Origin of the sequence: Desulfofundulus thermosubterraneus DSM 16057 (assembly GCF_900142025.1) — a bacterium.
Classification (GTDB): domain Bacteria; phylum Bacillota; class Desulfotomaculia; order Desulfotomaculales; family Desulfovirgulaceae; genus Desulfofundulus; species Desulfofundulus thermosubterraneus.
Genome location: NZ_FQZM01000034.1, coordinates 1 through 12,932 on the forward strand (window position 1 = coordinate 1; position 12,932 = coordinate 12,932).

Here is a 12,932-nt window from a genome sequence, read left to right on the forward strand (position 1 = left end):
CAAAATCTGCTTTTGCAAGTAAATGGAACGATCTTTTTTTCTTTGCCCCCGCAATCTAAACACCAGTATTCAGCAAACCCGTTTTGGGGGTCCCCACATCCAAGGACCTTAGTGACAGCTTCCTTTTCGCATTCACGGATAGCCGCTGAATACTTCGCTTCAAACTCAGGCCATTTTAACTTCAGTATTTCTTTAATTTTCGACGAGTACCTCATGTCTAAATATTACCATAATATGGGCTCATTGGGTACCCCTATAAGAGCCCCCCAAAAAGTATACTTTCCTTAACAATAAAAAAGCCCTACCGGGGCAGCTCGCATAGCAGCACAGTTGCCAAAGGAGCCGCCGGGGTAAACGTCTTCGGCTGCCCTGTCCCAGCGGGCCCCGAGTTTTATCCTGCGGAAGACCCTAGGGGGGCCTGGGCCGTAGCCCCGCCACGGTTCCTGCTCAAAATTTCGGACGAAGGTCTCGGCCATGTGCCGGCCGTTAAAGCCGCGGCAGGCGATCAGGGACTCGGCCACGCCGAGGGCCATGTGCGTGTCGTCGGTGTAGCGGAGGATTTTTGTTTTTTCGGCTATAGCGTGAATTTCCGAATGGCTGACCAATTCCCTACCCTCAAAAGGAGCACCCAGAGCGTCCCCGAGGGCAAGGCCCAGCAGACAACCGCAAAATTTCCTTTGCAAAACTTCCGGGTCCATCAAAAAAACTTCTCCCTTAAACCTTTACTGCTTCTCCTTTTTCCGGGTAGACCACCCTGCATATTCCCTCGAACCGCCAAAAGAAGCCTGGGTTTTCCGTGTGCACCGGAATCAGGATTTCCGGCCTCACCATCTCCACCATCTCCACCATCTCATCTATCTCCGGTCCGTGGATGTGGCCGCTGGCTTCAGCCGCTGCCAAGTCGGATTCTTTATTGACCACTTTTCTCAATAAGGTCGTCTTGATTTGCTGGACTAGAACACCAATGCAGGATATGGTTTTCTGGAATGGGAACAGCTTGTGCAGCTCCTCCCTCCGGAAATTGTTCATTTGGGCGTAGTAGGTATGCTTGGCCACGTCTACACCCACAATTAAGGTTTCAGGTGTGATCATGGCAAGCTTCTGGGAAAGGGGATTGTACATCGCTGATACCTCCTGGTATTGGTGGTTTTGGGTTTTGGCGTTTACACCATACCAGGATTTTTTCTTTCCCTCAAGCCCCACTACTCCTGATTCAGGAATGCCATCTAATTATTAAGAAGTGATAAAGCCCAACCTAAATTATCTGTATAAATAAGGTTAGCATTTTCAAATTCTGATTTTAGTGCTGGGACAAGACCACTTCCAGGCTTGCAATATTCTTTGGTATTAGAACTTACAAATATTCTTACTTTATCAAAGCCACGATTAGTTAATTCAGCGCAGACTTCCAATACTTCTTCAAAAATAACACAATCCGCAAAAGAATTCTTGGCCTTTTTAGCTGGTGGTTTTGCCTGCAATACCCGTTTTCCAGCTCGAATAGTACACTTATTACTTGGGGTTAAATGGTAACATACGTTTAGCAATTTCTGGCTTAGCTTTTTCAACTCCTCAACTATATAATTATGATTATATACCTTAGGATTTTTACCCTTAACAAGATTCAAACTAAGCAGAGTCTCTTCAATTAATTTATTAATTAAATTAATTTTTTTTATTGCCTTAACTTCTTGGGTATATACAAAATCAAGATTTTTGTTCCATTCCTCACTTGTAACTGAAGGAGCTATTAACATACATTCCGGTGGTGATGTAGAGGCAAGTTTAATTAACTCAATGGCAGCATTAACATTGCTTTTAACTTTTTGAATTGTTATTGGTCTAATTATATCAAGAAATATACATGTATCTAAAAATAATACTGGGCAGTTAAAAGATTTAGCAAGTTCGGCAACTTCTGAAGATTTTTTGTTCATTGTTTTCTACCTGCTTTATCGTAGTACTCTAACAGAGTTCGACCATATTCATATTCAATGGCTAATTCATGAGCCATTTCATCAGCCCAACCCTCTACTTCTGTCAGCCATCTAATTAACATGTCTGTTGATAAAGATGAATCATTGATGTGAGCTGAAATGATGAAATCGAACCAACGTTTTTTGTCTAAAGGATGCGAGGAACCTGTACTTTTATTAGCAGCCCTCGAAAATAACCTAAGTTTACTAACGGTTTTTTCATCTGTAATATCCTCTAAAGTAATAACTCCAGGAGTTATATTAAAGCGTAACCTGTGTTTATCTACTAGTGAACTTATATATCTATTAAAAAATTCATCTAAAATGGCGTTATATTCATCCATAGAAAGTTCGTTTTTTGAAGTGGGGACTATATTGGTAACAGACAGAACACCCGTCTCATTTTCCATAAGCCAGATTTGGCCTCCAGGATGTTCTGATGTATCTGGGGCAGATATACAAAAAACATTTCCTACATCTCCTAATACGTCTTTTCTAAATTTATTCTCGGCAATAGTATCCCTTGACCATCCATTGTCGAGTAGACTTGTAACTTCACTCATCAGTGCTTCCAGATTTGAAGTTTTTCCGATAAGGGAGAGTTCTTTAAAAACTTTCATATGGTTAAACACTCCTTTTTAAAATGACTATATTTTCATTCGTATGTATTAGCCATTGCAGCTATCTTTGCAGTGATCTTAGAGTTCAAATCACCGATATAGTCGACCCGCTCATTTTCCTGTATATTCCTGGTCACAGAATTCTTTGATCTTTTCCAAGGTCATTTTCTCTATAGGAAGAGAGAAGAGCGATTTTTCCAAAGCAGTTTGCCCCGCTTTACCAGCCCCCATCCATCTCCTCCCCTGACATCTGATACGTAAGCGTTGGCACCGTGCACCAGCACCTGACCAAATTTTTATGGCTTCTCGCTTTTTATGAGTGGATATAGAATTAGGCACTAACAGAGACAATAAATATTTAGGTAAACCATATTCAAGCCGACTTCCAATGATATAAGCCATTGTGATCAAGGTCTTGACGTTGCGGTAACTTCTCGCCCTGGCCTTGGCCGCCTGAATGAGGCTGTTGATGCCCTTCAGGATGCCGTTGCTCACACGGGACTCGAACCAGTTAAGGATACCCTCCCAGTGGTCTTTGATGGTGTAGGCAGCCTGGATCAGGGGCACCAGCTTGGAGTGCGTGGCCCAGTAGTACCAGCGCTTCAGGAATTCCTCGTCGGTGACCCGGTCCGGTTGAGTGAAAAAGTCCTGGAAGGACAGTATCAAGTTGTAGGCGCTCACCGTGTCCAGGTGCTGGCTTGAGGCTTTCGAGCTTCCTACGCTGCTTGGCCGTAAGATTGCAGGGGTTTTTCAGCCACAGGTAGCGCGTCTTTTTCAGCAGCCGGTTCTCTATGCTCTCGTCCCGGCGCACCTCGTCCACGGCGGTGTTGATGATCTTCATGACGTGGAACCGGTCAAACACCAATCTGGCTCTGGAAAAGAAGGCCTTCAAGCCCGCAGTAAACGCCGGCGACAGGTCGTAGCACATCGTCTCACCGTTCTCCGGCCGGCCCCGGTGGGCCTGCAGGTCCTCCCTGAAGGCCGTGAGGGTGTCACTACCCTTGCCCGGGGTGGCGAAGAGCAGCCGAGGCGCATCCAGGTCCACAAAAAGGGTGATATAGTCATGGCGCCTTTTGGCAGCCGCATCAATCACACACACGCGCCGAACCCTGGAGTAATCCTGCTTGGCGCGAGCCTCTTCCACGTAGTGGTGGAGTATACGCCATATCCTGGTGTCATGCTCTCCGACCAGTTCGGCAATAGCCTTCACCGGCATGTCCTGGACCAGCGGCATGATCAGACCCTCGAAGTACAGGGTAAACTCACTCCTTGGTCTTGCCCAGGGCACCCGTACCTGTCTTACTCCGCAGCGACCAGGGCACTCCACCCAGGGCACGCGCGCGTGAAGGTAAGTGCGGTACTGGAAGAAATTCAGGTGCCGCCAGGTCTTCTCCTCGCTGTCGTAAACCTTGGCACCGGCACGGCCGCATCGGACACGCAAAGGTGCTTCCTGCGAAAAGTCCACCCAGATATTCAGCTGAGGCTGTTCCAGCGAGAACCTAACATCAACGACCTTCCATGGTGGCGTCAAGCCCGGGGCCAAGGCAAACAGGGTGCGCTAATTGGCCATGTAGAGGACCTACCTTTCTGGGAAATGGTACGTGTTCCGCTATTTCTCTTCTAAGAAGGGGTTCGTCCTTCCAATATTCACAACACATATAAAGGCAGGCGCATCAGCAGCGCACGACTGTTTGCACGTCGGCTACACGCGCTCGTTAGCTGCTGGAAGGCCGTTGTTTCATTAGCGCCCCTTTGGACGCAGGGATAAGAACTTCCTTGCCAGTTCCAATGATAGGCAAGTACATATCCTGTGCGTTTCGAATTACATGATCGCCAAGTCTGTAGCCTCGACCCTCCCAAGGAGCATCCTCGGGTTCTCCTACGACAACAATCGTTTGGCATCCATGCATACACGTATAGACTGTGTTCTTCCCGTCCCGCGATATCTTGGCTTGGGCTAACGTCTGCCTTATACCGCAAGTAGGACAAGTCGTATAGACCTCCTTGTCAGTTGGTAGGCGAGTGCCAGCCGGAGCGGTGAGCTGGCCCACGAGAACATCCTCAACGCGAACCAGTTCAGGAATTAAGGCTAGTCCGATATAAGCTATGCCGATTCCTGCCAGAAACCTCCCAAGGGATTCGTCAGCGTTCGACACGCCAGCGTGTGAACCGGACCCACCTGCGACAGCGATAAACTCCTGAACCAACTTCGCCTCCCTGGTTCGAAGTAGTCCCGCGTCTTGAAGTTCTTGGCGGGCCGCACCGCCGGTTTTGTTGCTATTCAGGCGAAGTTTGGCTACGGCGTTAAATAGAGACTCCAATGCTGAACGAACCTGCGAGTTTGCGGACTCCCATTCGGAACGATCAAAGGCGGACTTTGCCCGCGAGAAATGTCTCGCAGCTTCATTCAACCCTTGTCGCGTCAAGCGTTCAAGCAACTCCTGGAAGATATGCTCCATTAGCCGATCACCTTTGGCAGCTAACATTCACTTTTAACAGTCTTGAGTAATTTTTCGTGCCGGTTACACTGATGGCCTCCCGGCCCTTCACCGGCAGACAGGTCTCGTTCCCTGATCTCCATATTTCAACGGGTACCGGGTAAGCTCATACAGGATGCTGGTACCGATGAATCCCCCTTTTCAGCCAGGCCAGGGGTACCTGGTCCCCGGGTTGTCCGGTGTTCTGTATGCGAAGACACCTGACGTATTGACAAAGTTTGCACCATCCCAGGGGAACCAGTTCCTCCGGTCTGGCCAACGAAAGAGTCGAATTAATTTACGAATACAGGGACTATGACAAACCATGGTTTTGGCATACCGGCCCATGTCAATCTCCCTGCCCGGTCGGCCATACAATCTGGAATATTTAATATTTATTTACCTGGCATTTACCTTCCCCGTTGTTTTAAGCGGTAAGATTCGGCGATCATGTTCAGGATGTAGGACTTAAAGGTGATCCTATGCTACTGGCCGCAGTAATAATGTCTTGGAATATACCCCGGCTTATCTCATCATCTCTTTTGATAATATAGTGAATGGAATTCAGTTTTTCAAAAAGTTCGCGGGCGGCTTTCTCTTTGGCTATAACATTGGGATGTACTGTTTGCTCTGCCTGTTTTACCTCAACCACTGCCCACCCATTATGCTTAAGTTTAAGTATAAAGTCTGGGTAATAGTGTCTCCAACGTTTTTCCAGCTCATCGTAATACTCTACGTAAAACTCATTATGTCCGGCGTCAGTAATGCCGCCGGTATAGTAGATTTCCTCTATGTCCCTATGCTCCACGAAATATTCAAAAAGTCGCTTCTCTGATTCGTTATCGAATATGTAGGGCTCAATATGGAAACTATTTGGGTACCTTCCGTCGTACATTTCCAAAGTCTTCTTATCTTCTTCTACTACCCAATCCATGGGGAAATTTTTGGCAAGCTCAACCTCTTCCCATTCCACCTCATCAACTAGCTCATACCGGAAAACTGCATCTAAAATACGGCGGACGATAACCTCTATGAGGCGGTTTTCGCAGTTTACCCAAGCAAGACAACCCTCAATACCCATATCACTGTTCCGTAAAATTTTCTCCACCTTGAGGCAGGGTAAATGAGTGTATCGGCTTATCTCTTCCACCAAGGTGTAGAGGGTATATCTCTTTTGGCGGCGTTGTAGAGTTTGGCTGTCTTTGACGGCGAGTTTCATCTTCTTACCATTGGTTGTCATCTCTCGTTCCGTTACGAGAGCCACGAATTCGTTCTTATGATTGGTGTAATATTCATCCAGGGCTAGTTTAATTTGGCCGGTCTGCTCCTGATACTGGCGCAGAACTTTTATACGCTGCTTAGCCAGTTTTATCTTGACGTCTTTACGCTTTTGAATGGTAACCATGCGCTTGTTCTTGCGCCCTTCAAGTTCGGATATGGTGGTGCCCAGGTTTTTCTGAATTTCATTCTCCAGTATGGTCCGATTCTCAGTGGAGAGGAAAATGGTTGCCGTCTGGGGCATATTTCCAATAGCCCGGAGACAGCGTAAGGAAGACTGAAGAAGGAATACCTTGCTGCGAGGCCTGCGGTACATAGCCGTGGCGAACAGGCTGCGGCAGTTCCATCCCTCCGTACCCTTTCCAACAAGGAGAATAAACTGGTCTTCGGATTCTGGGGTATCCAGGAGCCGGAAACGGCGGATATTCTCGTTCTCAACGTCGCTGTGGTTGACCAGAATTTTAGTCAGGGGAATACTTTTTTCTGCCAGGACTTTTTCTAACAGGGGTCTGAACTCGTCTTCCAGTTCGGAAATAGTAGTGCAGTAGAAAGCGATTTTAGGCAGCAACCCTTCACGCCGCTCTTCTCCGTATTGACGCCAGAACCGGTCTACCACGTCCCTGATAAACTCTTCCGTCTTGGTATTGGCGTAGTCAATGAATCTGACCTGCTTCAAGTGCCCGTCATCAATCGCCTGTTTGACGGAATAAAAGAACACCACTTCAGGGAGCATCTTACCATCCACATAGGGGGTACCGGTGAGATTGATACACCCAGCCAGAGGAGACTTGCGGTCAAGCCGGTTGATTGTCTCCCGCACACGCTTCAGGTCGTTGGTAATTGATGTCCCGAAAGCATGGTGGGCCTCATCTACAAATACAGCCAGGTTATCCAGTTGCTCCAGCTTCCGCAGGCGGTCGTTAACTTTCCATTCACCCTCCATATCTTTAACCACCGGGAAGAGGGTCTGTTGTCCGTTGCTGTTGTTTCCCTGCTTCTTGAGGATAATCTTTTGCACGTTCGAGACAATAATGTTGTAGGCCGAATCGGGCAATACGGAAAGCTCGGCCTGGACATCGGAAAGGTAATGAAACTTTAGATTGCTGGACAGAAAAAGAGCGTATTCCTGCGGAATTACCTTGGAGTAGTCAAAATCCTGGATTTCCCGTAGAGAATCAATGATAGTGGTGTCAGGGGCAAAGACCAGGGCATTCTTGGCGAAGCGCCCGTCCTCCGGATAATGTTCGGCCAGGATAAAATCATAAAAAATCATGGTTGCCATGAGGATGGTTTTGCCTGTTCCCATACCCAGGGCAAAGAGCCAGTTGGGGTAGGCAAGCCCCTGCAGTTCGCTATCCAGGGCCTCCAGGAGGGCTTTCTTTTGTTTGATTTCTTCCAGTTGCTCCGCTGTTAAAGACAAGACATCCATTGGCGTGCCTTCCGGAAATAAAAGCCGCCGGTAAAGTTCTTTGATGGTAGGGTTACCTTGGATTTCTTTAAGGTACACGTAAAGCTCAAAAGCGTCCACCTGCGGTGGGCGCAAAAAGCCAACCTCCCGGATGTGGCGCAAAATGTTTTGGGTCTCGGGGAATACCTTTTTAAAAAAGTCACCCTCGTAAAATCGCTCGTTCTCTTCCTGCCGCAAGCGTTTCCCAACAAATTCAGCACTGGAGTAGCCCCGGCACTGCTCAAAAGTCTGCCATAGTTTGTCTAGAAAAGAAATTGTGCTCATCATACCACCTCAACCTTTGCTTGCCGGGTAAGCAGCATAAAATCGTGTTTAGTGACTCGTCCTGTGCCTTGCACAAACCAGGCCCAGCGTTTAGAAGAGTCACGCCCCTGGAAAGCATCCAGTTTCGCCCTTAACTCAGCACTCAAAACAACGGGATTTTCGGTATAGATGCTGACGGAATCCACCTCGAAGACGTAAGGATACTTTTCGGGATGCTTTACCAGCGGGTGATGTTTCTGCACGGGGGATGATTTTACCCTGGCGTGGGCTACCACGCCCGTCGCAGTGGCATAAAAACAAATCCAGTCGCCCGGCTTAACTTTCCGCCCCAGGGATTTTTCGCTGACGGCGTAAATTCCTGCGTCAAGGAGTTTTTTGATACATTCTTCTGCGGTTTGAGTGTCATCGGACGCTACCGGAGCGAGGTAATACTCAACGTCAACACCTTCGGGCTCCGATAAAGGTTCATTAGGAGTTTCTTCCTGCGGCTGTTGTATGCCTTCGCCGGCAGTGCGGATTTCTTTCGCTACCAGGCCGGCCATCAGTTCAATCAGGGAATCCACTATAGGCTCCGTTGGCCGGAGAACAGTTAAAACAGCCTCGTGTTCCATTTCGTAATCGGCTAAGAGTTCAGCCAGGGTAAGCAGTTTATCAACGGTAATAACCCGTAACTGGTGGGTGCGCTTCTCAGCAATGATGGAGTTTTCCAGTTGCTTCAGTTCAGCATCACTGCGCCCTACTACATAAAGGCCCAAAGCGTGGTCCCAGTTGGGTATCTTTTGTTCGGATATAAGCCGGTCTATGTAGCCGAGGAGAGTAGCCGTTTTTATGGCATAAACATCGGTTGTTTTCACCTCTACGACGATATAAAGGCCGGAAGGGGACTTCCACACGCCGTCAAACCCGATTTCCCTCTGGACGCCCTTATATCTGCCAAACGTTACGTCAAAGCCCAGCAGGCGGCCCAAGTGGTTCACCAGGTCTTGTAAGGCCCGGTTGTACTGCTCCCCGGAACTTCGCAGGCATTCTTCCACGTAATCGCGTACAGCGCCAACGCTGGTCAAATTTTGGGACAAGAAACGGCGGAAGCGTTCTCTTGGCGTTTTCTCGCCTGGAGCGTCATCAAGGTCGCCAACCAGTTCTAACACCTGTTCCAGTGGCATCATCTTGCTCCCACCTCCAAGACCTCAAAATACTCCTCCGACAGCACATCCACAATCTTAACGGCAATTTTCTGCCCGGGTCCGGTGAGGGGGAGTTCGTAGACCCCAGATACTATGTCTTTCTTGCCCGGAATATCTTGAATAGCAGGCCTAAGCACTTCACCATCATAGTTTGGGTCGATGAGGACTGCTTCTACTAATTGCCTCCAGTCGTCGATTTCTTCAGGGTCATCCTCCAATTGCAGTTTTTGCAGGAGCATGGGGGAGTAGAACTGTCGTATCTCTACCACTGCTTTGCCGCCATCCAGTTTTAAAGCTATGTCCGCTTCAGGAGGGCGTTTGAAGATAATATCCTTGCGGTCGGTAAGGATGTCGCGTATTTCAAAGGGGATGTTGACCACGTTTAAGCGTTTGGCATAATCCAACACGTCGTACTCGTGGCCGCTGCATAGAATAAGCACACCGCGTCTGTAGGTCGCTTCTATTTCTTTTTCGCCTTTAGAGAGTATCTCATCAAAAACTGCCTGCACATCCTCCTTGGAGCAGACTCGGTTTAGTTCTACCACTTTAACCCACTTGCCGTCTAGTAAACCATCGAAGAAAGAGCGTTTTACCGGTTCTACCCCGTAAAGTTTCATTACTATTTCTTTAGCCTCCAAGGCATTCTTGAAAATGTCGTAGTGGTTGACGTTATAAACGGCAAAGGCGGGGTAAAACTTTTTGCCTTCGTCCAGGAGGGTTTGCTGTTGTGTCTCTTTCTGCTGTTCTTTGATGATTTGCGAGACCCTTCGTGCAGTGGTATGAATAGCCCCTAAATTGATGTCGCTGCCAATCCAGCGGCGGCCTAGCTTCTGGGCTACTGCCAGGGTAGTACCGGACCCACAGAAAAAGTCGGCTACAATATCAGCCGGCGAATCTGTAGCAATCCTTATTATCCGTTCGACCAGTGCCTCTGGCTTCTGTGTTGGAAAATCCAAACGTTCCGCTGAATTTGAAGCAATTGCGCTAATGTCCGTCCAGATGTCATCTATCAATAGTCCCTTCATTTCATGGGCATATTGCTTTAGCCTTAATTTGCCGCCAGAGGTGACATATAACAATCCGGCTTCTTTCCACTCATTTAATGTCTCTTCTGACGGCTCCTGTATCTCACAAGTTTTATATCTGCCACGCTCGTCTTCCATTGTGAAGTTCTTCATTATATACTCATCAGTGAAGGGGAGATATTGGGGGTTATAAGTGTAACTAGATGATTTTGAATACCAATAGATAATATCATGGTCTTGTCCTAACTTATTGGCAAGCGCCTTCATGCCACTAGGAGTTTGCCGCCTCCATACAATTTCGTTGAGAAAGTTATCACTCCCAAAAACTTCGTCTAGTATACAGCGAAGGTAATGGCTCCTATGCCAATCGCAATGTAAGAATATTGTTCCTTCCTCCGCCAATAGCTCCCGCATCAACTGTAGCCTCTCGTACATGAACTGGAGGTAGAGGTCGTTGGCCCAGATGTCCGTATACTGCTTCTCTTCGATTACCGAAATATCACCTTCTAGCTCCCTGCCTTTCAGTTTAATGCGCTTCCGGTAATCCGCTTTAGAATCAAAGGGAGGGTCTATGTAGATGAGTTTAATCTTCCCTCTGAACTCTTTCATCAAATGGCTCATTACCTGTAGATTATCGCCCCAGTAGAGGCGGTTAACCCAGCCGTCTTCAGCCGGCTCACCATATTGTTCCTTAAGTTGCGCTTCATAATATTTCACGGCTCGCAAAGGCCGTTTCCCTAGCCAATGGAGCATGGGGCGGCCAGGAACTTCCTCAATGTCGAACATCGTTAACTGCTTTTCATCCTGTGTCAAAAATATCCCTCCCCGTGTTATTCCAGGTTATGCTTCGTAGCTGACGTAATCAATGCTTTTTCTAAAACAATCTTCCCAGAAGGGTCAACCCGAAGAAGAATGCGGTCACCCTCTTCAACGCCGAGGATTTTCCGCAGTTCTTTTGGCAACGTCATCTGACCTTTAGGGCCTATCTTGGGGTACAAAAATATGTCTCAGACAATTTCTTGTTCCTGATCCCATTAGCTTACGGCCTGCATACCTTACACGGCACATATCCTGCCGCCACTGCCTCTTCACGCGTTTTGAACTCTACCCGGTTCTGTGGAGCTATCTCAGCCGCCCACCGGCAGTCCGGGCGATGAAATTTCTTGCTGTTTTTGTTACCTATGTACCCACCTTTGCTCCCTGTCGGCGTCACCGGAGCCGTCGGTGCAACCACGCCGCCGGCGTCAGGCGCCCTCGGTCTTATGGTACTGCCCAGTTTTTCCACAGTGATGTTCTTCCCGTCGGACGTAAAAACCACGGTGCCGTCCCGGTCGGTCCGGTAGACCTGGACTCCGGCATTCGCCAGTTTAGCAAGTGTCTCTTTATGCGGGTGGCCGTAGTCGTTCCACGCACCAACAGAAATGACCGCGTATTTCGGGGCCACCGCCTTCAAAAAAGCCGGGGTAGTGGAACTGCTGCTGCCGTGGTGCCCCACCTTGAGCACGTCCGCCTTCAGGTTCGCCCTGGAAGCCAGCATTTCTTCTTCCGACTGGGCTTCGGCGTCTCCTGTCAGAAGAAACGCCGTACTGCCGTACTGTATCCTTGTCACGGCGGACCAGTTGTTCAGGTCCTCGTAATTAGAGCCGCACGGGGCGACAAAGTTAACTTTCAGGCTGCCCTGGTCGAGTACCGTGACGCCAGCTTTGGCAGTGGAGATTTTTAAGCCTTTCTCTTTTACTGCCAGCAGGACGTCCTCGAAGGTCTTCGTGGTGGTGGTCACCCGGGGCATGTATACCTGGCCGATATCAAATGCCCGGATTACGTTGTCCATGCCGCCGATGTGGTCTTCGTGGGGGTGTGTCCCTACCAGGTAGTCGATCCGGGAAACACCTTTGCTTTTCAGATAGCTGACCACAACCGGACCGTCGTCGTTGTTCCCGGCGTCCACCAGCATGTTCTGTCCATTTGGGAACTGGACCAGGATTGAGTCAGCCTGGCCCACGTCGAGAAAGTGGACTTTCAGCACCCTGTCCCCGGAAGGTTGAGGATTGGCAGCCGGCGGCCTGCTTTCCTGGTTATCAGTTTGAGGTTTCGACGGGACAGTTGAGGCTATCGTTTTTGCGTTTGCAGCAGGTTGATCTGATGTGCTAGTACTAGAGCTGCTGCAGCCTGCAAGGACGGCCAGGAGAAACGCCAGAATCAGGGCGAGAATAGCACTTCGCTTCATCATCCCGGCCACCACCTAATCCTCAAAAAGTTCGTCCGCCAGCCGCTTGATGGCTCCAGCCCTGGAATCGGTAGCTTCTCTATCCAGGGTTATATGTATATTGATAACGTCCCCTTCCCGGGCTCCGGGGGGGATCAGGACTTTAGGAATATTGAAGGTCTTCTGGCCGAATTCGATAACGGCCCAGTCTCCTTCAAACCGGTCAATGATCAACATTCTCCCTGTCTCCTTTGAGTAAACCTTTTCTGGATACATTTTCTTCTCCGGGAACCAAAATCCTGCTGCAAACGTCTGGATCCCAGAAGCCGTATATTTTTTTGAACACTTCCTGGTACGATTCTACCGAAGGGTAACTAGTTTAACTTATATTGGCGGACGGACACGGAACCCTACTTATACCAAAAGGGGTTCCG

Annotated in this window: 11 protein-coding genes and 1 pseudogene; all 12 read right to left on the reverse strand. The window is 48.6% G+C overall.

Translation table 11 applies throughout. The features are described 5' to 3' along the window. Nucleotides 1-215: transposase zinc-binding domain-containing protein (locus BUA65_RS12455; RefSeq protein ID WP_207543900.1), on the reverse strand; the 215-nt coding region annotated here is incomplete at its 3' end. Nucleotides 216-284: 69 nt separating this feature from the next. Further along, nucleotides 285-698 carry an ADP-ribosylglycohydrolase family protein gene (locus BUA65_RS12460; protein ID WP_072870108.1) on the reverse strand — a complete coding sequence of 138 codons (414 nt, stop codon included), beginning with the start codon at nucleotides 696-698 and terminating at the stop codon, nucleotides 285-287. Between the two features lie 16 nt (nucleotides 699-714). Continuing rightward, entirely contained in the window at nucleotides 715-1,122 is a 408-nt protein-coding gene (locus BUA65_RS18860; RefSeq protein WP_072870110.1) for a hypothetical protein, read from the reverse strand. Between the two features lie 104 nt (nucleotides 1,123-1,226). Further along, nucleotides 1,227-1,937: a PIN domain-containing protein gene (locus BUA65_RS12470; RefSeq protein ID WP_072870112.1), complete on the reverse strand. Its 711-nt coding sequence runs from the start codon at nucleotides 1,935-1,937 to the stop codon at nucleotides 1,227-1,229. Next, the gene (locus BUA65_RS12475) at nucleotides 1,934-2,596 is read right to left on the reverse strand and encodes a hypothetical protein (protein WP_072870113.1); all 663 of its coding nucleotides are present in this window, start codon (nucleotides 2,594-2,596) and stop codon (nucleotides 1,934-1,936) included. The genes BUA65_RS12470 and BUA65_RS12475 overlap by 4 nt, the downstream gene beginning before the upstream one ends. Before the next feature lie 360 nt (nucleotides 2,597-2,956). Beyond that, nucleotides 2,957-4,148 (reverse strand): annotated as a pseudogene (locus BUA65_RS12485) (ISL3 family transposase); the annotation flags it as partial. A 1,379-nt stretch (nucleotides 4,149-5,527) separates the two neighbouring features. After that, on the reverse strand, nucleotides 5,528-8,086 hold the full coding sequence (locus BUA65_RS12495) for a DEAD/DEAH box helicase family protein (protein ID WP_242656326.1): 2,559 nt from the start codon (nucleotides 8,084-8,086) through the stop codon (nucleotides 5,528-5,530). Continuing rightward, on the reverse strand, nucleotides 8,083-9,249 hold the full coding sequence (locus BUA65_RS12500; protein WP_072870121.1) for an EVE domain-containing protein: 1,167 nt from the start codon (nucleotides 9,247-9,249) through the stop codon (nucleotides 8,083-8,085). The genes BUA65_RS12495 and BUA65_RS12500 overlap by 4 nt, the downstream gene beginning before the upstream one ends. Continuing rightward, the gene (locus BUA65_RS12505) at nucleotides 9,246-11,105 is read right to left on the reverse strand and encodes a site-specific DNA-methyltransferase (protein WP_072870123.1); all 1,860 of its coding nucleotides are present in this window, start codon (nucleotides 11,103-11,105) and stop codon (nucleotides 9,246-9,248) included. The genes BUA65_RS12500 and BUA65_RS12505 overlap by 4 nt, the downstream gene beginning before the upstream one ends. Before the next feature lie 17 nt (nucleotides 11,106-11,122). Beyond that, nucleotides 11,123-11,290, reverse strand: a complete 168-nt coding sequence (locus BUA65_RS19230) for an AbrB/MazE/SpoVT family DNA-binding domain-containing protein (RefSeq protein ID WP_084062392.1) — start codon at nucleotides 11,288-11,290, stop codon at nucleotides 11,123-11,125. Nucleotides 11,291-11,331: 41 nt separating this feature from the next. Then, nucleotides 11,332-12,522 (reverse strand): MBL fold metallo-hydrolase, encoded by a 1,191-nt coding sequence (locus BUA65_RS12515; RefSeq protein ID WP_072870125.1) that lies wholly within the window; start codon nucleotides 12,520-12,522, stop codon nucleotides 11,332-11,334. A gap of 12 nt (nucleotides 12,523-12,534) precedes the next feature. After that, nucleotides 12,535-12,735: a DUF3006 domain-containing protein gene (locus BUA65_RS12520; protein ID WP_072870127.1), complete on the reverse strand. Its 201-nt coding sequence runs from the start codon at nucleotides 12,733-12,735 to the stop codon at nucleotides 12,535-12,537. Between the last annotated feature and the right edge of the window lie 197 nt (nucleotides 12,736-12,932).

Excerpts from the sequence above, each read along its gene's own strand:
- BUA65_RS12460 (WP_072870108.1), bottom strand. The coding sequence starts at position 698 with ATGGACCCGGAAGTTTTGCAAAGGAAATTTTGCGGTTGTCTGCTGGGC.
- BUA65_RS18860 (WP_072870110.1), bottom strand. The coding sequence starts at position 1,122 with ATGTACAATCCCCTTTCCCAGAAGCTTGCCATGATCACACCTGAAACC.
- BUA65_RS12470 (WP_072870112.1), bottom strand. The coding sequence starts at position 1,937 with ATGAACAAAAAATCTTCAGAAGTTGCCGAACTTGCTAAATCTTTTAAC.
- BUA65_RS12475 (WP_072870113.1), bottom strand. The coding sequence starts at position 2,596 with ATGAAAGTTTTTAAAGAACTCTCCCTTATCGGAAAAACTTCAAATCTG.
- BUA65_RS12495 (WP_242656326.1), bottom strand. The coding sequence starts at position 8,086 with ATGATGAGCACAATTTCTTTTCTAGACAAACTATGGCAGACTTTTGAG.
- BUA65_RS12500 (WP_072870121.1), bottom strand. The coding sequence starts at position 9,249 with ATGATGCCACTGGAACAGGTGTTAGAACTGGTTGGCGACCTTGATGAC.
- BUA65_RS12515 (WP_072870125.1), bottom strand. The coding sequence starts at position 12,522 with ATGATGAAGCGAAGTGCTATTCTCGCCCTGATTCTGGCGTTTCTCCTG.
- BUA65_RS12520 (WP_072870127.1), bottom strand. The coding sequence starts at position 12,735 with ATGTTGATCATTGACCGGTTTGAAGGAGACTGGGCCGTTATCGAATTC.